This window comes from Variovorax sp. Root434, assembly GCF_001426595.1.
Classification (GTDB): Bacteria; Pseudomonadota; Gammaproteobacteria; order Burkholderiales; family Burkholderiaceae_C; genus Variovorax.
This window is the reverse complement of record NZ_LMEK01000012.1, coordinates 609,057-631,783: the sequence shown is the minus strand read 5'-3', so window position 1 is coordinate 631,783 and position 22,727 is coordinate 609,057. Positions and strand designations below refer to the sequence as shown.

Genomic DNA, 22,727 nt, shown 5'->3' with positions numbered 1-22,727 from the left:
TTGCCATAGGACGAAAGAGTTCGGATTCCAGAAAGCGCGAATCGGGTGATTACTTCCCGATGAAATCTTTCGCGCTCAATGCCTCGTGCGACATGTTTTCACCCGGAAAACCGTCTCTGAAATGATTGAAACGGCTTGTACATTGATTCGGAGTTAACGCTGCCGATTCATTCAAGACGTGGAGAAGTTCATGAGCACGGTCGATCCCCTGGGCGATGCATCTCCCCTCACTTCCGGCCAGATGGCCATGTGGCTCGGCGCGAAGTTCGCCTCGCCCGACACCAACTTCAACCTCGCCGAAGCCATCGACATAGAAGGCTGGATCGACCCCGCCGTCTTCATGGCGGCCATGCAGCAGGTGACCCGGGAAGCCGAAGCCACGCGCCTGCGCTTCGTCGATACCGCACAGGGAGCGCGCCAGGTCGTCGCGCCGGTGTTCACGCGCGAGATTCCCTACTTGGACTTCAGCGGCGATGAAGATCCGGCCGCTTCGGCGCAGGCCTGGATGCACGCCGACTTCAGCCGCAACATCGACCTGGCGGAAGGGCCGCTGTGGCTGTCCGCGCTGATCCGCATCGCACCTGAACGCCACATCTGGTACCACCGCAGCCATCACATCGTGCTGGACGGTTTCGGCGGCGGGCTGATCGCGCGCCGTTTCGCGGACATCTACAGCGCACGCATCGCCGGCACCGACGTGCCCGAGGCTTCGCGCCTGGCGCCCATCTCGCAGCTGGCCGAGGAAGAAAAGGCCTATAGCGAGTCCGGCCGCTTTCCGCGCGACCGCCAGTACTGGACGGAACGCTTCGGCGATGCGCCCGATCCGCTGAGCCTCGCCTCGCACCGCTCGGTCAACGTCGGCGGCCTGCTGCGCCAGACCGCGTACCTGCCGGCCGCGAGCGTGCGGGCCTTGCAGGGCATCGCGCAGCAACTGGGCACCACGCTGCCGCAGATCCTGATCGCCACCACCGCGGCCTACCTGTACCGCGCCACCGGCGTCGAGGACATGGTGATCGGCATTCCGGTCACGGCGCGCCACAACGACCGCATGCGGCGCGTGCCGGCGATGGTGGCCAACGCGTTGCCGCTGCGGCTCGCGATGCGCCCGGACCTGCCGGTGCCGGAACTGATCCACGAGGTCGGGCGGCAGATGCGGCAGATCCTGCGGCACCAGTCCTACCGCTACGAACACCTGCGCAGCGACCTGAACATGCTCGTGAACAACCGGCAACTGTTCACCACGGTGGTCAACGTCGAGCCCTTCGACTACGACTTCCGCTTCGCCGGGCATGCGGCCAAGCCGCGCAACCTGTCCAACGGCACGGCCGAGGACCTGGGCATCTTCCTGTACGAGCGCGGCAACGGGCAGGACCTTCAGATCGACTTCGACGCCAACCCGGCGGTGCACACCGCGCAGGCGCTGGCCGATCACCAGCGCCGGCTGCTGGCCTTCATGGCGGCGGTGATCCATCAGCCTGATCAGGCCATCGGCCAGGTCGACCTGCTGCAAGCCGGCGAGCGCGAGCAGCTGCTGGTGACGTGGAACGACACGGCCCGCCCGGTGCCCGACACGAATCTCGTCGCGCTGATCGAGGCGCAGCTCGCCGCCAACCCGCAAGGCATCGCGCTGCGCTTCGACGGCGAGGCGATGCGCAACGACGAGCTGAACCGACGCGCCAACCGCCTCGCGCACCTGCTGTGCGCGCGCGGCGCGGGACCGGAGCGCACCGTGGCGCTGGCCATTCCGCGTTCGATGGAGCTGATGGTGGCCTTGCTGGCCACGCTGAAGACCGGCGCGGCCTACCTGCCGGTGGACCCGGACTTTCCGCAGGACCGCATCGCCTTCATGCTCGGCGACGCACGGCCGGTGTGCCTGGTGACGACGGCGGCACTCGCGGAGTCGCTGCCGGCCGATGCCCCGAAATTGCTGCTCGATGTAGCGCAAACGTTTGCGGAACTGGGGACTTATGCCGACACCGATCCCGGCATCGCCATCGATCCCTCGCACCCCGCCTATGTGATCTACACCTCCGGCTCCACCGGAAGGCCCAAGGGCGCGGTCGTGTCGCACCGCGCCATCGTCAACCGCCTGCGCTGGATGCAGGACCGCTACGGCCTGCAGGCCGACGACCGCGTGCTGCAGAAAACGCCGTCGAGCTTCGACGTGTCGGTGTGGGAATTCTTCTGGCCGCTGATCGACGGCGCCACGCTGGTGCTGGCCAAGCCGGGCGGCCACAAGGACGCGGCCTATCTCGCGGCGCTGATCGCGGAGGAGGCCATCACCACCATCCACTTCGTGCCGTCGATGCTGGAGGTCTTCCTGCAGGAGCCCACGGCCTCTGCGTGCACCACGCTGCGGCGCGTGATCTGCAGCGGCGAGGCTTTATCGCCCGCGCTGCAGTCGCAGTTCCAGCAGCGCCTGTCGTGCGAATTGCACAACCTCTACGGACCGACCGAAGCTGCCGTCGATGTCACTTCATGGGAATGCCCGCGCACGCCCGAAGAGGAACCGTCGTCGTCGAGCGTGCCCATCGGCCGGCCGATCTGGAACACGCAGATGCACGTGCTCGACAGCGGCCTGCAGCCGGTGCCGCCCGGCACCACCGGCGAGCTGTACATCGCGGGCATCGGCCTGGCGCGCGGCTACCTGAACCGCCCGCTGCTGAGCGCCGAGCGCTTCGTTGCCAACCCCTATGGCGAACCCGGCAGCCGCATGTACCGCAGCGGCGACCTCGCGCGTTGGCGCAGCGACGGCAGCCTCGATTTCCTGGGTCGTGCCGACCAGCAGGTGAAGATCCGCGGCCTGCGCATCGAGCCGGGCGAGATCGAGTCGGTGTTGCTGCGGCATCCGCAGGTCGCCCAGGCCGCGGTGGTCGCGCGCGAGGACGTGGCGGGCGAGAAGCGCCTCGTGGCCTATGTCGTGGCTGCGGATGCGGCCGATCCGCAGGCGGCCGAGCTGCGCGACCACCTGGCGCAGGCCCTGCCCGAGTACATGGTGCCCTCGGCCTTCGTCAGCCTGCCGGCCCTGCCGCTCGGCCCGAGCGGCAAGCTCGACCGCAAGGCGCTGCCGGCGCCCGAGCTGCAGGCGGCCACGCCGTACGCTGCGCCGCGCACGCCCACCGAGAAGATCCTGGCGGGGCTCTGGGCCGAGACCCTGCACCTGCCGCGCGTCGGCATCGACGACAACTTCTTCGAGCTCGGCGGGCACTCGCTGATGATCGTGCAGCTGATCTCGATGATCCGGCAGCAGTTCATGATCGACCTGCCGCTGGACACGCTGTTCCAGGTCTCCACCATCGCAGGCCTCGCGGAGATGCTGGACCAGGCCTCTGGCGCGCGGCCCAGCCTCGTGCCGATGCCGCGCCCGGCGCGCATTCCGCTGTCCTTCGCGCAGCGCCGCCTGTGGCTGATGAACCAGCTCGAGAACGCGAACCCGGCCTACAACATGCCGCTGGCCCTGCGCCTGTCGGGCGTGCTCGACCGCGCGGCGCTGCAGTCGGCGCTCGACGACCTGGTGCAGCGCCACGAAAGCCTGCGTACCATCTATCCGAACGAGGACGGGCTGCCGTACCAGCACATCCTCGACGGCCCGCAGGCACGCGCGGTGCTGGCCGAAGCGGACAGCAGCGAAGAAGAGATCGCTGCCCAGCTGCACGCCGCGGCCCGCCTGGGCTTCGACCTCGGCAGCATGGCGCCCCTGCGTCCCCATCTGTTCAGGCTGGCGGCCGACGAGCACGTGCTGCTGCTGCTGACGCACCACATCGTCGGCGATGGCGCGTCGCTGCTGCCGCTGGCGCGCGACCTGAGCATTGCCTACGCCGCGCGCAGCGAAGGCAAGGCGCCCGGCTGGGTGCCGCTGCCGCTGCAATACGCCGACTACGCGCTGTGGCAGCAGGACCTGCTCGGCAGCGAGGACGACCCCGAGAGCATGGCCGGGCGCCAGCGCGAGTTCTGGCGCGAGACCTTGCGCGGCCTGCCCGAGCGGCTGAGCCTGCCGGTCGACCGCCCGCATCCGGCCGTTCCCAGCTACCAGGGCGACGTGGTGCCGATGCACATTCCGCCGCATGTGCACGAGCGCATGCTGCAGCTGGCGCGCGACGGCCAGGCCAGCGTCTTCATGGTGCTGCAGGCGGCGCTGGCGGGCCTGCTGAACCGGCTGGGCGCGGGAGACGACATCGTCATCGGCACGCCGGTCGCCGGGCGCAGCGACCATGCGCTGGACGACCTGATCGGCTGCTTCGTCAACGCGCTGGTGCTGCGCACCGATGCCTCGGGACAGCCGGGCCTGCGCGAGCTGATCGCGCGGGTGCGCACCACCAACCTCGCCGCGTACGCGAACCAGGAGTTCCCTTACGACCGCATCGTGGAGCTGCTGCGCCCGGAGCGCTCGGGCGCCAACCTGCCGCTGTTCCAGGTCATGCTGGGATTCCAGAGCAGCAACAGCCGCCTGTCCTTCAGCCTGCCCGGCCTGTCGATCACGCCGCAGCCGGTGGCGGTCGACACGGCGAAGTTCGACCTGTCCTTCATCCTCGACGAGCAGCGCGGCGCCGACGGCCTGCCGGGCGGCATTGCCGGCGGCATCCAGTACAGCACCGACCTGTTCGAGCGCAGTACCGTCGAGGCCATCGCCGAGCGGCTGGTGCGTTTGCTGGAACAGGCCTGCGATGCGCCAGACACCGCGTTGGGCAGCCTGGACATCCTGAGCGCCGAAGAAAGCCGGCGCCTGCTGTCCGACTGGAGCGGCAGCACGCGAGACATCGCGCCGCTATCGCTGGCCGCCATGGTGGCATCGCATGCCGCCGAGCGCCCGCATGCGGCGGCGGTGGTGCTCGACGATGCGACGCTCAGCTATGCCGAACTCGATATGCGCGCCAACCGGCTTGCGCACCTGCTGCACGGCCGGGGCATCGGCGTCGGCGCCATCGTCGCGGCAGTGCTGCCGCGCTCGCTCGACCTCGTGGTGGCGCACCTGGCCATCGTCAAGGCCGGCGCGGCCTACCTGCCCATCGACCCGAACCACATGACTGGGCGCAGCGCCTTCGTGTTCGAGGAGGCCGCACCCGCCTGCGTGCTGACCCACGCTGCGCTGCTGCCGGAACTCGCCGGCATCGCGCATTGCCTGGCGCTCGACAGCGACGAGACGGTCGCCGCGCTGGCGATCCAGTCGGACGCCGCACCGGCGCATGCGCGCACGGCCGAGCCGCAGGATGCCGCGTACGTCATCTACACCTCCGGCTCCACCGGCCTGCCCAAGGGCGTCGTGGTGCCGCACGCGGGCCTGAGCAGCCTCGGCGCGGCGATGGCGCAGCGCTTCGCCATCGGCCCCGACTCGCGCGTGCTGCAGTTTTCTTCCAGCGGCTTCGACGCTTCGGTGATGGACCTGCTGATGGCCTTCCACGCCGGCGCCGCGCTGGTGCTGCCGGGGGCGCAGCAGCTGCTGGGCCCGGAGCTGGCCGACCTGCTCCACAGGCAGGCCGTGAGCCACGCGCTGATCCCGCCCGCCGCGCTCGCCACCCTGCCGCATGGCGAATTCCCGCACCTGCAGACGCTGGTGGTGGGCGGCGATGCCTGCCCCGCCGCGCTGGCTGCGCGCTGGTCGCAAGGCCGCCGCATGATCAACGCGTATGGCCCGACGGAGATCACCATCTGCGCGAGCATGAGCGCGCCGATGAATGCCGAAGAGCCGCCGTCCATCGGCCGGCCGGTCTGGAACACGCGCTTGTACGTGCTCGACGACAGCCTGCAGCCGGTGCCGCCCGGCGTGGCGGGCGAGCTCTACATCGCCGGCAGCGGGCTGGCGCGCGGCTACCTGAACCGTCCGCTGCTCAGCGCCGAGCGTTTCATCGCCAACCCCTTCGGCGAACCCGGCAGCCGCATGTATCGAAGCGGCGACCTGGTGCGCTGGCGCAATGACGGCGGCCTCGATTTCCTGGGCCGCGCCGACCAGCAGGTGAAGATCCGCGGCTTTCGCATCGAGCCGGGCGAAATCGAGTCGGTGCTGCTGCGACACCCGCAGGTGACGCAGGCGGCAGTGATCGCCCGCGAGGACGTGCCGGGCGAGAAGCGCCTCGTGGCCTACGTGGTCGCCGCGGCCGACCCGCAGCCGGCCGAGCTGCGTGCCCACATGGCGCGGGCGCTGCCCGACTACATGGTGCCCTCGGCCTTCGTCCACCTGCCGCTGCTGCCGCTGACCCAGAGCGGCAAGCTCGACCGCAAGGCGCTGCCGGCGCCCGAGCAGCGGGCCGCGGCGCACTATGCCGAACCCCGCACGCCCACCGAGCGGCAGCTGGCCGCGCTCTGGGCCGAGACACTGCACCTGGAGCGCGTGGGCATTCACGACAACTTCTTCGAACTCGGCGGGCATTCGCTGTTGGCCATCCAGCTCGGCATGCGCATCCGCCAGCAGCTGCGCGCGGACTTTCCGCACGCCGAGGTCTACAACCGCCCGTCGATCGCCGAGCTTGCCGCATGGCTCGACAACGCCGCCGGTGCGGCCGAGGCGCTCGACCTGTCGCGCGAGCTCGACCTGCCCGCGCACATCCGCAGGCAGGATGCCGCGCCGCCGCTGGACGCGAAGCGGGTGTTCCTGACCGGCGCCAGCGGCTTCGTCGGCAGCCACCTGCTGGCCGCGCTGCTGCGCGACACATCGGCCTGCGTGGTCTGCCACGTGCGCGCCGCCGACGAGGAGGCGGGCAGGCGCCGCCTGCAGCTCACGCTGGCCCAGCGCCAGCTCGGCGCGATCTGGGACGATGCGCGCATCAAGGTCGTGACCGGCGACCTCGGCCAACCGCGGCTCGGCCTCGACGACAGCGCCGTGCGGCTGGTGCGCGACGGCTGCGACGCCATCTACCACTGCGCCGCGCAGGTCGACTTCCTGCATCCCTACGCGAGCCTGAAGCCAGCCAACGTCGACAGCGTGGTGACGCTGCTCGAGTGGACCGCGCAGGGCCGGCCCAAGAGCATGCACTACGTCTCGACGCTGGCGGTGATCGACCAGAACAACGGCAAGGAGGGCGCCGTCACCGAGCAGTCGGCGCTGGCCTCCTGGAGCGGGCTGGTCGACGGTTACAGCCAGAGCAAGTGGGTCGGCGACGCGCTGGCTCGCGAGGCGCAGGCGCGCGGCATGCCGGTGGCGATCTACCGGCTGGGCGCGGTCACGGGCGACCACACGCACGCGATCTGCAACGCCGAGGACCTGATCTGGCGCGTGGCGCATCTCTATGCCGACCTGGAAGCGATTCCCGACATGGACCTGCCGCTCAACCTGACGCCGGTGGACGACGTGGCGCGCGCCATCCTCGGCCTCGCGGGCCGGCAGGCGTCATGGGGCCAGGTGTTCCACCTGATGAGCCAGGAGGCGCTGCGGGTGCGCGACATTCCTCCGGTGTTCGAGCGGCTCGGCATGCGGCTCGAACCGGTGGGGCTCGAGCCCTGGCTGGAGCGCGCGCACGCGCGGCTCGCCGTCGGGCAGGACCGCGACCTTGCCGCGGTGCTGGCCATCCTCGACCGCTACGACACCTCGGCCACGCCGCCGCAGGTCAGCGGCGCGGCCACGCATGCGCAGCTCGAAGCCATCGGCGCCGCGATCCGGCCGGTCGACCGCGAGCTGCTGCAGCGCTACTTCGTCGATCTCGGCATCGACACCAAGGCGCGCCGGGCCCTGGAAACCAGCACGTCCTAGGAGGAGCGACATGGCACGCTATCTCATCGCCGCAACCGCCTTGCCGGGACACGTGCTGCCGATGCTGGCCATCGCCCAGCACCTGGTGGGCCTCGGGCACGAGGTGCGGGTGCACACCGCGAGCCGGTTCAGGGCGCAGGCCGAGGCCACCGGCGCTACGTTCACGGCCTTCGAAGCTGCGATCGATTTCGATCATCGCGAGCTCGACCAGCGTTTTCCGCAGCGCCAGCGCCTGCCGTCGGCTCATGCGCAAATGTGTTTCGGCCTCAAGCACTTCTTCGCCGACGCCATGGCCGCGCAATGCGCCGGCCTGCGCGCGATTCTGGAGAGCTTCGAGGCCGACGCCATCGTGGTCGACACGATGTTCTGCGGCACCTTCCCGATGCTGCTCGGGCCGCGCGAGCAGCGCCCGGCGGTCGTGGCCATCGGCATCTCGGCGCTGCCGCTGTCCAGCTGCGACACGGCCTTCTTCGGCACCGCGCTGCCGCCGTCGTCCACGCCGGAAGGGCGCGTGCGCAACCGGACGATGCACGCCAACCTCAAGCAGGCGATGTTCGGCGAGGTGCAGCGCTACTTCGATGCGCTGCTGACATGCGCGGGCTCGCCCGCACTGCCGGATTTCTTCATCGACGCCATGGTCAAGCTGCCCGACCTTTACCTGCAGCTGACGGCCGCATCCTTCGAATACCCGCGCAGCGACCTGCCCGCCTCGGTGCGTTTCGTCGGCCCGCTGCTCGCGCCCGCCAGCCGCGACTTCACGCCACCCGACTGGTGGCATGAGCTGGACGATGGCCGCTCGGTCGTGCTGGTCACGCAGGGCACGCTGGCCAACCAGAACCCGGCGCAGCTGATCGTCCCCACCCTGCAGGCGCTGGCCGGCGCGAAGGACATCCAGGTCATCGCCACCACCGGCGGCCCGCTGCCGGCCGCGCTGGGCATGGCCATTCCGGCCAATGCCCGCGTGTTGCCCTTCCTGCCTTACGACCGCCTGCTGCCCAAGGTGCATGCGATGGTGACCAACGGCGGCTACGGCTCGGTCAACCACGCGCTGAGCCTTGGCGTGCCGCTGGCGGTGGCCGGAGCCACCGAGGAAAAGCCCGAGATCGCGGCGCGCGTGGCCTGGTCGGGCGCAGGCATCAACCTCGGCAACGGCCAACCGGCCGCGCGCCAAATCGGCGACGCGGTGCGCAGGCTGTTGAGCGAACCGACATACCGCCAGCGTGCGGGCACGCTGCGCGAAGACTTCGCGCGCCACCACGCGCTGGGCGAAATCACCGCGGCCCTCGCGGCGCTGCACACGGCTGCCCCCGAGTCCGTGGAAATGGCTTGAACCCCTGCAAGGAAATCGACGATGAGCAATCCGTTTGACGACAAGAACGCCACCTTCCTCGTGCTGGTCAATGAAGAAGGACAGCACTCGCTGTGGCCGAGCTTCATTGCAGTGCCCACCGGCTGGGAGATCGCGCTGGCCGCGACCGACAGGGCGGCCTGCAGCGCTTTCATCGAGGCGAACTGGACCGACATGCGGCTGCGGTCCCTCGCGGCCAGGGATCGCGACGCCATCAAGGCATGAGGGCGTTCGCCCTGCATCGGCGCGGCGCTGCGTGGGCGTATGCGTCGCGATTCCGGGTGCCGGCTGCAGATAGTGAAGCGGCCGAGGGCTTTGCGCAGAACAAGGAACACGCCGAGCCGGCGGCGCGAGATGGGAGGCGGACAGCCTCGAGCCTTGCGCCGGCTACAGGCTGGAATGCTCGACCCGCTTCCGGGAAATAAGCACCAGGACGCTGTCACTCCAGCGTCGCGAAGCGGCCTCTTCGGACGTCCCCAATATGGGGCGACGATCCCCGAATCGGGGCGGCTCGCATCTTGCGCATCACATTTGTTTTCGACATGGGTGCATGAGCCTTGTATACCACTGGCATGATTCGTGCGGCTCGGGGCTGGCATGGCCTTTTGGCGGCCAGGCGTGCGCTCGAGATCAAACCCACAACTACTCTTCTTTGTTCAGGAATCATGAAATTCAGCAGATTGCAAATCGTTCTGGGACTCGCGCTCAGCGGTCTCATGGCAACCGGCGCAGTCCATGCGCAAAGTGCGTTGGACACCATCCTGAAGAACAAGAAGATCGCGATCGGGGTTCCTCCTGATTTCCCGCCTTATGGATCCATGGACCGGGACTTCAAGATGCATGGCCTGGACATCGACATGGCCAACTACATCGGGGCCAAGCTCGGCGTGGAAGTCGACCTGATACCCGTGACCAGCGCCAATCGCATTCCGTATCTGCAGAAAAGAAAAGCTGCATTGGTCATTGCCACCTTGGGCAAGAACCCGGACCGCGAGAAGCAGATCGACTTTGCCGCCGCGTATTCGCCTTTCTATCAAGCCATCTTCGGAGCGAAGGCCTTGAACATCAAGAGCTTCGCCGACCTCTCGGGGAAGTCGATCGCTGTCACACGCGGTTCGGTCGAAGACCAGGAGCTCAACAAGGTTGCGCCAGCGGGTGCCGATATCAGGCGCTTCGACGACAACACCAGAACCGTTGCGGCCTTCGTGTCCGGACAGGCCCAATTGATCGCCACGGGGGCATCCGTCGCGAACACCGTCATGAGCAGCAATCCCTCGCTTGGCATTACCTACAAGCTGCTGCTGAAAGAGAGCCCGAACTACATCGGGGTGGCCAAGGGTGAAGATTCGTTGCGGCTGAGGGTGAACGGCATCATCGACGAGGCGAAGAAGAGCGGCGAACTGGACAAGTTGTCGATGAAATGGCTGGAGCGCCCGGCGGGCGATCTGCCGCAGTAGATCTTCCAGATCCGATTGCATCCTTTGTGCGAGCGCGTCGGATCTGCCCGGTTCGGCCAGCGCCCCATGGCTCCCAAAGCGTTGGACAACTTCCGGATCGGTCAGCACCTTGTTGAGGGCTTGATTGAGGCGCGCGATGGTTGCAGGAGGCGTGCCGGCCGGCGCAAACAGCCCATACCATTGGACGACATCCACTCCCGCGATGCCTAGCTCTGCAAGTGTCGGCACGCCAGGAAGAGCATCCAGGCGCTTTGGACCTGCCACAGCCAAGGCGCGCAGCTGACCCGTCCGGATGAATGGAGATGCCGTGAACAAGCTGGGGAACATGATCTGCGAGCGACCTTCGACCGCTTCCGCGATTGCAGGTGCGGCACCCTCGTAGGTCGTGCTGGCCATCGAAGTCCCGCTGCTGAGCTGAAAGAGCTCGGCAGCGAAATGCGGCGGCGTCCCGTCGCCGGCCGATGCGTAGCGCAGGCTGCGAGGCGTTTTCTTCAGCTGCGCGACCAACTGGTGCACGTCCAGTATTCCCCCGCCCGGGTGAGTGACCATCAAGGTCGAGGAAGAACCGACGAGCCCGACGGGTTCGAAGTTGGCGACCGGATCGTAGTCCCGCCTCTGCAGGGCGGGATTCATCGCATGCGTGCCGACATAGCCGAACATCAGCGTGTGGACGTCGGGCACCCCGCCAATGCATATCGACCCAGTGCGGTCGCGGTTCATTGAAGAAGGTGTCGCACCGTGCCGCGGCGATGCATTTGCGAACCGGCGCATGCGTCATTCCGAAAATGAAATTCAGCCGCTCATTTTCAGAGGCAATCCGGCGGGCGATTTCTTCATCTTGTAGGCCACACTAGTCGCCTCGATGGAGGTTCCCTCCAGCCAGTCCGGTCCGGCTTCAGGATCGGCTCTTTCCTCAGACAAGCAGGTGCCGGCGCGAGTCAAGCCCTGCGCGAACTTGGGAGTGAACTCCGCAACCTGATCGAGCTGCGAGCTCGCATCCGAGCGCTGCATGGCGAAGCCGCTGATCGTGCCAGTCGAACATGCACGAGCAAGACGGCGAGCGATGACATTCAGTGGCCTTGCGCGCATCGCAGGTGACAACGAATGTCACTTCCTGTCGTTGCATGTCCCTCGCGCCGCGCGCAATGCATCCATCGGATTTACCAATTCGATCGCATCGAGCGATCGGGGCGAGTGGCACGCAGATTGCGGAATCACTTCTTTACACACTCACGAGAGATGACACATTCATGAGCGACGACAAGAGCGACTTTCTGCTGGATCGACGCACCTTCTTCCTTGGTACGGCGAGTGCGCTGGCACTGGGAACGACGGCCTGCGGCGGAGGAAGTCAGGGCAGCAGCTTCTCGCCCATAGGTGGGGCGGCCGCGCAGCAGACGCCGCCGCAGCTGACACCTGCTGCGGTTGCCGGTGTCGATTCCCCCAATACCCCCGGCACCCCCGTTACTCCCGAAACCCCAGCGCCCGAGCCGACCACCCCTGAGCCCCAAGTACGCAAGATCGTGCACCCGGGCCTGCTGGTCACGGAGGACGATCTGCAGCGCATCCGTGACAAGCTGGCCGCCAAGGCGGAGCCCTGGGTGGGCGGCTTGAACATGATGCTCAAGACGAACAACACCAACCTCGATGCGAAGCCGCGCCCCCTGGCGGTGGTGATACGCGGCGTCGAGGGCGAGAACTACGGCCAGATGATCGGCGACTTTGTGCGCGCCCTTCATCTCGCATTGCGCTGGAAGATCACGAACGACGAGGCCTACGCGAAGAAGTCGGTGGAGTTCCTCAATGCATGGTCGTCGACCTTGACCGAGCTGGGCGGCAACTCGAACGTCTACCTGGCCTCCGGCCTCTATGGCGCCCAGTGGGCCAATGCCGCGGAACTGATGCGGACCTACCCCGGCTGGGCGAAGGAAGACGTCGCGCGCTTCCAGGCCATGCTGCTGAACGTGTTCTACCCGAAGGCCCACGACTTCCTGGTCAACCACAACGGCACGGAGACCAGAAAGGTCACCCACTACTGGGCCAACTGGGACCTGGCCAACATCTGCGCCATCTACGCGATCGGCGTGTTCTGCGACCGGAGCGACCTGGTCGCCGAAGCAAGCAACTACTACAAGAGCGGCCGTGGCTGCGGCGCGAGCGCCAACAACGTCTACCACGTGCATCCTGGCTATCTGGGGCAGTGGCAGGAGAGCCATCGCGACCAGGGCCACTCGACCCTCGGCATCTCTCTGGCCGGCATGCTGTGCCAAATGGCCTGGAACCAGGGCGAGGATCTCTTCGGCTATTGGAACAACCGGCTGCTGGCCGGCGCGGAGTACGTGGCCAAGACGAACTTGGCCGATACCAATGGCAACGCGCTGTACACGATGCCGTTCGCGCCCTACAACGGCGTCCACGGAGAAGGGACTGCTGCTGCGGGCACGAACAGCCTGCGGCCCAACTGGGACCTCATCTACAGCCACTATGTGAGCCGCAAGGGACTCTCGGCACCCTGGACCAAGGCGATGCTCGACAAGATCCGGCCCGAACGCGTCGACGGCGGCGACCAGCCGGGCATGGGCACGCTGCTCTATGCGCGCGATCCGGTTCCTCCCGCCAGGCCCAGCGGGCTGAGCGCATTCCTGAATGACGGAAAGGTGCAGCTGTCCTGGTGGGGCACCGCAGGCGCTTCCCAGTACCTCGTGCAGCGCGCGGCTTCGCCGAACGGTCCGTTCACGACCCTCGCGCCGGTCACCGAACCGCGCACCTACACCGACGATCCCGGCCAAGGCACCTGGTACTACCGGATCGACGCGGTGGCCGACGCCGGGGAGATGACCGGTGCGGATACCTTGCGCGTGGCGGTTCCGGGCGAGCTGTGGCTGCACTTGCCGCTCAACGGCGATGCCAACGACGCCAGCGGCCGCGGCCTGAACGCGCAGTTGAAGGGCGGCACGAGCTGGGGCGAAGGACGCAACGGCGGAAGCGCCGTGCAGCTCGATGGCCGCAGCGGCCATATACAGCTGCCCGACGGAGCCGTGTCGGCCCTGGGCGATTTCACGATCGCGGTGTGGGTCTACTGGGATACCGCGTCGGTCATCGCGCGCGTTTTCGACTTCGGCTCCAACGACGTGGCCTACATGATCCTGATCCTGCGCGATGGCAACAAACAGCTGCGCTTTTCAGCCTCGCGCAATCAGTTCTGGAAGGAAGAGTCGGTAGCTGGCGGCGAGACTCCCACCGGGCGCTGGGTGCATCTGGCGGTCACGCTCTCCGGCACCACAGGTACGCTCTACATGGACGGCGCGCAGGTCGCCACCGCAGACGACATCTGGATCAATCCTTTTCAGTTGGGCAACACCACCCGGACATGGCTGGGCCGCTCCCAGTACGGCGGCGACCCGTACTTCAAGGGCCGCATGCAGGACTTCCGCATCTACAGCGGCGCGCAGGACGCGGCCTTCATCGCGAACCTCGCCCGCTGACGGTTGTCGGATAGCCGCGCGGCGCAACCGACCCTGAATTTCAACCGGCCCGCGCGCGCCTTTCGGGGCGCGCCGGGGCTTTCTTCCTCCTAAACAGACTTTTCCCATGAACTTTGCTTCTCAACGATGCGCTTGCGCACTGATGACTTCGCTGCTGCTTTTCGGCTGTGGCGGCGGAGGCGGGGGCGGTAGCGGAGCCGGCGTTGCGTTGGTCGGCAGCCCGACAGGCCAGTCCGGCAGCGGCGGTCCATCCAATGCCGGCCAGAGCGGCAGCCAAGGCGGCAGTGGCAGCACGACCGGAAGTGGCAGCACGACCGGAAGTGGCACCCAGACCGGTGGTGGCACCACGGGCAACCCGGGCGGCGACGCTGCACCCGTTGCAGCGTCGGCAGCCCTGGTCGCGAAGCTCGGCAAGCCCTCTCGCGTGTTGGTTGGCCTGGGATCGACTTCCATTGACGACATGAAGAGCCAGGACATCCACCCCGACATCGTGGATCAGTACCTGGTGGGCGTCGGCCCGGGCTCGTGGCCCACGTGGAACAGTCCCGATGGGGCCTACGTCACCTTCACCGCGCAGGCCGCCCAGGCCTATGGTGCGGTTCCCATGTTCACGCTCTACCAGATGACGGCGAACGGCGAGGGCAACCTGAGCGGCATCAGCGACGCGACCTTCATGAACAAGTACTGGGGCCAAGTCCGCTTGATGTACCAGCGCATCGCGGAATGGGGCAAGCCTGCGCTGGTCAATGTGGAGCCGGACTTCTGGGGCTTCGCCGCGTCGCAGGCGCCTGGTCGCGATCTGACGAAGATGGCCGCCGCCGTGAGCGGCCAGCCGGAATGCAGCACGTTGCCCGACACCGTCGCGGGCCTCGGCCAGTGCTTCGTGCAGATGGGCCGCAAGGTTGCGCCGAAGACGCTGATCGGGTTCCCGCCCGCTTTCTGGAATGGCACGCCCGTCGAGGTCGCCGCGATGATGCGGGCCGCCGGCGCGAACCAGGCCGACTTCATCGTCGCACAGACCAGCGACCGCGACGCGGGCTGCAGGGAAGTCGCATCGCCGCCCGCGGAATGCCAGAACGGAAGCGCTCCGTTCTATTGGGACGCGAGCAACAAGACCAGCCCGAACTTCCACGATTCGCAGAAGCAGTATTCGGACTACCGCGCGGCGCTGGGCAACGGCCTGCCGATCCTGTGGTGGCAGACACCGATGGGCGTGCCTTCCGACACACCCGGCGGCACCGACCAGCACTACCGCGACAACCATGTCGACTACATGTTGCGCAACACCCAGGAATACGCCGACATGCACACCTTCGCGATCGTCTTCAGCGCGGGCGGCAGCCACCAGACCTCGATCAGCACGGATGGCGGCCAGTTCGCGCGTCTTTCAGCGCAGTACCTCGCGGGAAGCGGTGCTGCCTTGAAGTAGCGGTTTTCTGTCGAAGGGGGGCGGGTGCAATGGCGTTCACGACACCATAGGCATATCTCGACAGCGATTCCGACCGCATGCCTGCAATCGAAGACGTCACCACGATGCGGCGCTATGCCGAAAGAGACCTGGTAGTGCCACCCGCCGCGCCTTGAACAGCCACGGTGGGGTTCGCCAACGGGCCATGCCACCCGTCGTCGGCCACGGAAGTAGCGGAATGCGAGAAGAAAACGGCGGGCTTTGGTGCTTGTCTTGGACGACATCGCGGCTTCGCACCAGCGGTGAACGGGGGGGGTGCCCGCAACCTGCAGGCATCGTCTGCGGGGCCTCTTGGTTTTGCAATTTGCTGCGGCCTGAGGGGCGCTTATGGGCACAAATGCCGGGCCTTAATGCCTAGCATCAGTCATCCAACTCATCCCCCCAATTCGAGAATACAGAGGCCACCTCAATGAAAACGCTGCTGTTGAAAAAACAGGAAGTCAGCCGATTGATTTCCATGAAGGAAGTCATCGAGACGGTGGAAGAGGCATACAAAGCCTTCAACAGCCAGCAGGTGGTGCAGCCTGGCTATGTCGAGATTCATCTTCCGACGCCACGCGGCGAAATCGACTTCAAGTTGGGCTACTACAAAACCAATGAGGTGATCTCCATGAAGGCCTCATCCGGGGGATTCCCGAACAACCCGGCGGAGCACGGCGTGCCCAGCGGCATGGGCACCATCCTTCTGTTCGATGCCAGAAGCTGCGCCCTGGTGTGCGTCATGGACGGAAGTTTGATCACGGGCCTGCGAACCGGGGCGGCAGGCGCCGTTTCAGTGAAAGTGCTGGCCAGAAAGAATGCAAGAAAAGTCACCTCGATCGGCACCGGCAATCAGGCCCGCATGCAAATCCGTGCGATCCACGAGGTGATGAAGATCGAGGAGATTCACGCGTGGGACAACCACCCCGAGACGCTGTCCCGATACAAGGCGGACATCGAAAGCGAGTTCGGCATTCCGGTGGTGATGGCCCACTCCAAAAAGGAGGCGGTTGAACAGGCCGACATCCTGGTCACCACGACCCGCGGAAAGGGCTCGCTGGTGGAGGCCGATTGGGTCAAACCCGGCACGCACATCGTCGCCATCGGTACGGACACGCAAGGCAAGCAGGAGCTGGCGCCGGAGATTTTCAGGAATGCCAGGATCGTCAACGACTCCATGGCGCAGTGCATTGAAAAGGGTGAAACCTGGCACCCGCTTCATCACAACATCATCACCCAGGCAGACATCCACGCAGAAATTGGTGAAATCCTGCTGGGCCAGAAGCCAGGCAGAGAAAACGACGAAGAGACCACCATCTTCGACTCGACGGGCATGGCCATACAGGACAACACCACGTCGAGCAGGATCTATCGGAACGCCATCGCCGGCAACACTGGCACCGCCTTCGAGTTTTTTCAATGACGACCATGCTCGAACACCCCACCCTGCAGGACATCCACGAAGCCCGGGCACGGCTGAAACCGCACATCAGACGCACGCCGTTGTTGCGCGCGGAAAAGATGGAGAACGCCTTGGGATGCCATGTTTATCTGAAGCCGGAAATGCTGCAGATCACGGGGGCCTTCAAGATCCGGGGCGCCTTGAACAAATCGCTGTCGCTTCCAAGGGACGAGATCGCCAACGGCATCATCGCCACCTCTTCGGGCAACCATGCGCAAGGGCTTGCCTATGCCGCTCGGATGCTGGGTGTGAAGGCGATCCTGGTCGTGCCAGTGACCACGCCCAAAATCAAGATCGAGAATACGAAGGCGCTCGGCGCAGAAGTGGTTCTGTTTGATGGCGATACCGCCGCCCGATGGAAGAAGGTTTACGAAATCGCCGAAGAAAATCACTACTCGGTTGTGCACGCCTTCGAGGATCCTTTGGTCATGGCCGGCCAGGGAACCATTGGCTGCGAAATCCTGGAAGACCTGGACGATGTCGACACGGTCATCATTCCCATGGGTGGCGGCGGCCTCATTTCCGGGATCGCTACCGCCATCAAGGAAACCAAGCCCTCGGTGCGCGTGATCGGCGCCGAACCTGCCCTGACACCCAAGTACTTTCACAGCCGGATCAACCAGGAACGCATATCGCTCCCGCTGAAGAACACCATTGCGGATGGTTTGCGAATCAGTGTTCCGGGGCAGAACCCCTACCCCATCATCGAGAAGTATGTGGACGAGATCGTTCTTGTCGATGACGAACACATCATTGCGGGCATGCGCACGCTGGCCAAGGATGCGAAGCTGATCGCGGAACCTGCGGCGTCCATCGGCATCGGCGCCCTGCTGGCCGGTGGCGTGAAGGTCAGGCCGGACGAAAAAGTCTGTGTGGTTCTGACAGGCGGAAACTGGGACCTGTGCGATCTCGCCGAGATATACCAGCGCGCTGAATAGGCTGGCCCACAACCATCAATCCCACCGTTTCTGGGTCGCAATGATGCGCAGCGGATACCCGCGCCGGCCCAGCGACTGGCGCAGCACGATCCGGCTGGCGAAGCGCTCGATGCCGATGTCGTCTTCCAGCATCTTTTCCATCAGTGCCTGGAAATAGCCGACGCCGGGCGCCACGATCTTCAGCAGGTAGTCATAGCCGCCGCTGACGTTGTAGCACTCGACGATCTCCTCGTACTTCCCGGCGGCTTCCTCGAATCTGCGGAAATCATCCGGTCGGTGGCTGCCGAGGGTGACCTCCGAGAACACGATGACGTGATCTCCAAGCCTTTCCAGCGCGATGTCGGCGCTGTAGCCGCGGATCAGCCCGGTCTCCTCCAGCCGCTTGGTGCGCATGAGACACGGGCTGGGGCTGAGGCCTATGGACTCGGCCAGATCGACATTCGAGCAGCGCCCCTCGCGATGGAGATGCACCAGGATCTTGAGGTCGAACCGGTCGAACGAAACTGCTGATCTCATGGAGTGATCGTACCGTCAACGCGAGCCCGGCGACCCGCGCTTCGCCTCGGTAAGCGATTCGTCGAGCGCCTCGATAACCATGCCGGCCTGCTCCGCCGTGAGCACCAGCGGCGGGCGGATCTTCAGCACGTTGTGCCCCTGGGCGCAGGCGCTGAGCAGCACGCCCTTGTCACGCATCAGGTTGACCACCTGGCTGGTAAGGCCGCGGTCCGGCGCCCGCGTCGTGCGATCCGACACGAGCTCGACGCCGACGAAAAGCCCTGCCCCCCGCACGTCGCCGATGGCCTCGTGCTTCGCGCCGAGCCCGACGATGCCGTCGAGCAGCACCTTGCCGACCTTGGCTGCGTGCGGCACCAGCTGGCTCCGCTCGATGGTCTCCAGCACTGCCAAGGCAGCCGCGCATGAGACCGTGTTGCCGGCGAAGGTGTTGAAGTAGCGGGAGTTCTTGCCGAATTCCGCCAGGGCATCGGCTGTCGCGAGGAGGCCCGCGATCGGCTGGCCGTTGCCCATCGGCTTGCCCATGGTGACGATGTCAGGAACGAGGCCGTGGCGCTGGAAGCCCCACATGTGCTCGCCCGTGCGGCCGAAGCCGGGCTGCACTTCATCGGCGATGAACAGGCCGCCAGCACGCTTGATCGCCTCGACCGCTCCCTTCAGGAAGCCCGCAGGCCCGGGCAGGATGCCGTCGCTGGTGAAAAGCGAATCGACGATCAAGGCCGCCGGCTTGATGCCGTGGCGCTGCAGGTCGGCGATGGCCGCCTCGACGTCGCGCGTAAAGCGCTCGCCAAGGTCGGTGCCTTCGGCGTGGTACAGGCGCGGCGCCGACACCAGGCGAACGTGCGGACCAAGGGCGACGCTCACGCCGAGCGAGGGCGAGAACTGCGACACCGCGTCGGTGATGCCGTGGTAGGCCGTGTCGGTGACGATCACACCCGTGCCGCCGGTGCGTACCTTGGCGATGCGATAGGCCAGGTCGTTGGCCTCGCTGCCGGTGCAGGTCAGCATCAGGTGGGCGAGGTCCGTGCCGGGCACGCTGGCGAGCAGGCGCTCCGCCAGCTCGAGGATGGTGTCGTGGAGGTATCGCGTATTGGTCGCAAGCGTCTGCACCTGGCGGCAGATCGCCTCGGTCACCGCGGGGTGGCAGTGACCGAGCGAGGTGACATTGTTGTAGACGTCGAGGTATCGGCGGCCTTCCGGGTCCATCAACCACACACCGTCACCGCGCACGATGTGCAGCGGGTGTTCGTACATCAGCCGGTAGGCCGGGCCGAGCAGCGCATTGCGCCGCTCGATCATTGCCTCGGTGACGGGGCCGACGTTGGCGCGGCCGGGGATGTAGGCGTTGACCATGTTGAGGTCAGCAGTGGCTTTCATGGAGAGGTTCCGTTTCGTCGTGATGGCGTCAACAAGCGGTCGCGTGCTTCATGGCGCGAGAGGTCTGCCATCTGTGACAGTGCCTCCCACGCCGCGGGGTTGTGGCGCATGATGTAGCTGCGGTTTTCGGGATAGCGCAGGGCGCGCCACTCCGAGATCAGCGCCGTGATGAGGTGGCGTGTTGCCATGAGGTCGGCGACGATGTCCTGCTCCGGCTCGGTCAATGGCAGGACGGCCTGGTAGGCGCCGACGAACTGTGCCGGACCCTCGAACGGGTCGGCGCTGCCGGCCATGTGGAAGGCGGCGGCCGTCGCCACCTCGCCGACCAGTGGCGCATGGAGCATGTCGCCGAAATCGATGATGCCGGTGATGCGCGCCTGATCGTCCGGCGCGACCAGCACGTTGTAGAGGTGATAGTCGTTGTGGATCACCTGCGCCCTCACCGACGCAAGGCGGGGCAGCACATGCTCGGTGAAGCGCGTCATGAACGATCGGGCCAGCGCACGTCGTGGTCCTTCGACCAGGCTGTCGAGTTGGACGGTCAGTCGGTGCGCGGCCGACACGTTCCACAGCAGGTCGTGCGTGGCCGCAGGGTGCGTGAAGCCCTGCAGGGCAAGGTTCAGTTCGGCCAGACCCTTGCCCATCGCCACGCGCTGTGCGGCGGTGCGCTGTGTCTCCCGGACCTGGATGCCCTCCAGGTAAGTGAGCATGCGCACGGTGGTCCGGGCGCCGTCGGCGAGCGTCACGGTTTCACGCGTGCGGCCGTCTGCTGTCCGAACGACGCGAGGGACAGGCTGGCCGGGCGATGTGCGGGCGATGTGCTCGATGGCGGCGATCTGGAAATCGACCAGCGATACCGGCTCGGAGGGGTTGCTGATCTTGAACACGTAGCGCGTGCCGTCGGCGGACTCCACGGCGCAATTCTGGTCGCGCTCGCCGGCCAGCGACTTCACCACGCCATGGATGCCGTAGAGGCGTTCCACCAGCGCCTGCACCTCGGCCGGCGCCAGGTCGGGCGCCGGGGTGCTCAGCGCGGCGGCCTCGGTCGGGCGCCCCTCGGGCACCCGGGGTCCAGGGTGGAGGTGCAGGCTGGCCATCAGAGTCCGAGCAGAGCAGGAAGCTGACGAACGTCGGTCAAGCGGCTCACGCCATATTCGCTTGACGTGGGCTCGTGACCACGGTCGATGAAAGCCTTGGCCATGAAGCCCAGGTCCGACGCTGTCATCAGGTCATACCGGAAGCTCGACGAGACATGCATCATCTGATCGGGCCCGCAGCCGAGTTCGTCGAACATGTATTCGAAGGCTTGCATGCGCGGCTTGTACGCGCGCGCTTCCTCGGCGGTGTAGACCGCATGGAAAGGGGCCTTGAGATGCGCGACGCTGCGAGGGATGAGGTCGACCATCGAGTTCGACAAAATCACCAGCGGCACGTGCGGCGCGATCGCCTCCAGCACCTCGACCACGTTTGGATGAGGCTGCCAGGTCGGCACCGCGTCGTACAGGGAGACCGCATCCGATGCCAGGTATTCGATACCGTGCGCTTTGCAGGCACGCTGGATGGAGTTCGCCACCACGTCGTAAAACGGCTTCCAGTCGCCCAGTACCTCGTCAAGGCGATAGGCGCGGAAACTGTCCAGGAACGCCGGCATCCGGTCGACCGGCACGCGGTCCTTGAACAGGACTTTTGCCGTCGGGCCCATCTCGAAATTGATGAGCGTTCCATAGCAATCGAAGCTGATAAATTTTGGTTTGAACATCATGGGCGCGCCCGCTGCGTTGAGATGGAGCAAGTCTAGGTTTGCCCCCTTTGCAGGAGATGCCGTATCGCAATGGGACCCAAGCAGTTTCTTTGTCAATCCGCAGAGGGCCTGGCATTTTTGAGTGGTTCGGGATTGAAGCGTGTTCTTGCCGATCCTCGTAGATTTTGAATCTCTGTCAGGGGCTTCTAAAGCCCTATACGGTCGGGTCACAAACCCTTGCGCATAATTGACGCAAGCTATGACTCTCACCGAACTCAAATACATCGTCGCAGTGGCCCGCGAACGGCACTTCGGCAAGGCGGCCGAGGCCTGCTACGTTTCCCAGCCGACCCTGTCGGTCGCGATCAAGAAGCTCGAGGACGAGCTCGAAGTCAAGCTCTTCGAGCGCAGTGCCGGCGAAGTGACCGTCACGCCGCTCGGCGAGCAGATCGTGCAGCAGGCCCAAAGCGTGCTCGACCAGGCGGCCAGCATCAAGGAGATCGCCAAGCGCGGCAAGGACCCGCTGGCCGGTCCGCTGAACCTCGGCGTGATCTACACCATCGGGCCGTACCTGCTGCCCGACCTCGTGCGCCAGGTGATCGCGCGCACACCGCAGATGCCGCTGGTGCTGCAGGAAAACTTCACCGTCAAGCTGCTCGAGATGCTGCGCGCCGGCGAGATCGACTGCGCCATCATGGCCGAGCCCTTTCCCGACACCGGCCTCGCGATGGCGCCGCTGTACGACGAGCCCTTCATGGCGGCTCTGCCCAACAAGCACAAGTTGGCCGACCGCGAATCGATCACCTCGGAAGAACTGCAGAGCGAGACCATGCTGCTGCTGGGCACCGGCCACTGCTTTCGCGACCACGTGCTGGAGGTGTGCCCGGAGTTCGCGCGCTTTTCCAGCAACGCAGAGGGCATCCGCAAGAGCTTCGAAGGCTCGTCGCTGGAGACCATCAAGCACATGGTGGCCTCGGGCATGGGCGTGACGCTGGTGCCGCGCCTGTCGGTGCCGGCCGATGCGCTCAAGCCGAAGCTCAAGGGCCGCAAGGAACTCGAGCAGATGGTGCGCTACCTGCCGGTGCGCGACGCGCAGGACCGCGACCCGCCCACGCGCCGCGTGGTGCTCGCATGGCGGCGCACCTTCACGCGCTACGAGGCCATCGCGGCACTGCGCAACGCGATCTATGCCTGCGAGCTGCCGGGCGTGAAGCGCCTTTCGTAGCGGCATTTGCGGGGTTGGCCTACGCGCCGGCCGTTCTGAATCGTTGATCGCTG

Annotated in this window: 14 protein-coding genes and 1 pseudogene; 9 read left to right on the top strand and 6 right to left on the bottom strand. The window is 66.0% G+C overall.

The features are described 5' to 3' along the window. Positions 1 to 190: 190 nt before the first annotated feature. From ASD05_RS13505 to ASD05_RS13490, 4 genes are all read left to right on the top strand, one after another. Complete coding sequence (locus tag ASD05_RS13505) at positions 191 to 7,681, top strand: non-ribosomal peptide synthetase (protein WP_056594379.1); 7,491 nt, start codon at positions 191 to 193, stop codon at positions 7,679 to 7,681. Between the two features lie 10 nt (positions 7,682 to 7,691). Beyond that, positions 7,692 to 9,011 carry a glycosyltransferase gene (locus ASD05_RS13500; protein ID WP_056592847.1) on the top strand — a complete coding sequence of 440 codons (1,320 nt, stop codon included), beginning with the start codon at positions 7,692 to 7,694 and terminating at the stop codon, positions 9,009 to 9,011. A gap of 21 nt (positions 9,012 to 9,032) precedes the next feature. Continuing rightward, positions 9,033 to 9,254: an MbtH family protein gene (locus tag ASD05_RS13495; protein ID WP_056592844.1), complete on the top strand. Its 222-nt coding sequence runs from the start codon at positions 9,033 to 9,035 to the stop codon at positions 9,252 to 9,254. Positions 9,255 to 9,694: 440 nt separating this feature from the next. Then, a complete protein-coding gene (locus ASD05_RS13490; protein WP_056592841.1) occupies positions 9,695 to 10,486 on the top strand; it encodes a transporter substrate-binding domain-containing protein in 792 nt (263 codons plus the stop codon). Between the two features lie 75 nt (positions 10,487 to 10,561). Here the strand turns inward: ASD05_RS13490 and ASD05_RS29470 are convergent. Continuing rightward, positions 10,562 to 11,206 (bottom strand): annotated as a pseudogene (locus ASD05_RS29470) (Bug family tripartite tricarboxylate transporter substrate binding protein); the annotation flags it as partial. A gap of 72 nt (positions 11,207 to 11,278) precedes the next feature. Continuing rightward, complete coding sequence (locus ASD05_RS13485; protein ID WP_056592838.1) at positions 11,279 to 11,497, bottom strand: hypothetical protein; 219 nt, start codon at positions 11,495 to 11,497, stop codon at positions 11,279 to 11,281. Between the two features lie 239 nt (positions 11,498 to 11,736). Here ASD05_RS13485 and ASD05_RS13480 point away from each other — a divergent pair, with 239 nt between their 5' ends. The 4 genes from ASD05_RS13480 to ASD05_RS13465 all read left to right on the top strand — a co-directional run bounded on the left by ASD05_RS13480 (position 11,737) and on the right by ASD05_RS13465 (position 17,818). Next, positions 11,737 to 13,971, top strand: a complete 2,235-nt coding sequence (locus ASD05_RS13480; RefSeq protein WP_056592835.1) for a LamG-like jellyroll fold domain-containing protein — start codon at positions 11,737 to 11,739, stop codon at positions 13,969 to 13,971. Between the two features lie 460 nt (positions 13,972 to 14,431). Next, positions 14,432 to 15,400: a hypothetical protein gene (locus ASD05_RS13475; RefSeq protein ID WP_235507992.1), complete on the top strand. Its 969-nt coding sequence runs from the start codon at positions 14,432 to 14,434 to the stop codon at positions 15,398 to 15,400. A gap of 448 nt (positions 15,401 to 15,848) precedes the next feature. Beyond that, positions 15,849 to 16,841, top strand: a complete 993-nt coding sequence (locus ASD05_RS13470) for an ornithine cyclodeaminase family protein (RefSeq protein ID WP_056592830.1) — start codon at positions 15,849 to 15,851, stop codon at positions 16,839 to 16,841. Further along, entirely contained in the window at positions 16,838 to 17,818 is a 981-nt protein-coding gene (locus ASD05_RS13465) for a threonine/serine dehydratase (protein WP_235507956.1), read from the top strand. The genes ASD05_RS13470 and ASD05_RS13465 overlap by 4 nt, the downstream gene beginning before the upstream one ends. A 15-nt stretch (positions 17,819 to 17,833) precedes the next feature. Here the strand turns inward: ASD05_RS13465 and ASD05_RS13460 are convergent, their stop codons facing one another. The 4 genes from ASD05_RS13460 to ASD05_RS13445 are packed head-to-tail and all read right to left on the bottom strand — an operon-like array spanning position 17,834 to position 21,470. Beyond that, the gene (locus ASD05_RS13460) at positions 17,834 to 18,334 is read right to left on the bottom strand and encodes an Lrp/AsnC family transcriptional regulator (RefSeq protein ID WP_056592826.1); all 501 of its coding nucleotides are present in this window, start codon (positions 18,332 to 18,334) and stop codon (positions 17,834 to 17,836) included. Positions 18,335 to 18,349: 15 nt separating this feature from the next. Continuing rightward, entirely contained in the window at positions 18,350 to 19,708 is a 1,359-nt protein-coding gene (locus ASD05_RS13455) for an aspartate aminotransferase family protein (protein WP_056592823.1), read from the bottom strand. Continuing rightward, on the bottom strand, positions 19,705 to 20,805 hold the full coding sequence (locus ASD05_RS13450) for a phosphotransferase (protein WP_200955425.1): 1,101 nt from the start codon (positions 20,803 to 20,805) through the stop codon (positions 19,705 to 19,707). The genes ASD05_RS13455 and ASD05_RS13450 overlap by 4 nt, the downstream gene beginning before the upstream one ends. Further along, positions 20,805 to 21,470 (bottom strand): haloacid dehalogenase type II, encoded by a 666-nt coding sequence (locus ASD05_RS13445; RefSeq protein WP_082572050.1) that lies wholly within the window; start codon positions 21,468 to 21,470, stop codon positions 20,805 to 20,807. Before ASD05_RS13445 ends, ASD05_RS13450 begins: the two co-directional genes overlap by 1 nt. Before the next feature lie 238 nt (positions 21,471 to 21,708). Here ASD05_RS13445 and ASD05_RS13440 point away from each other — a divergent pair, with 238 nt between their 5' ends. Beyond that, entirely contained in the window at positions 21,709 to 22,674 is a 966-nt protein-coding gene (locus tag ASD05_RS13440) for a LysR substrate-binding domain-containing protein (protein WP_009124794.1), read from the top strand. Positions 22,675 to 22,727 lie beyond the last annotated feature (53 nt).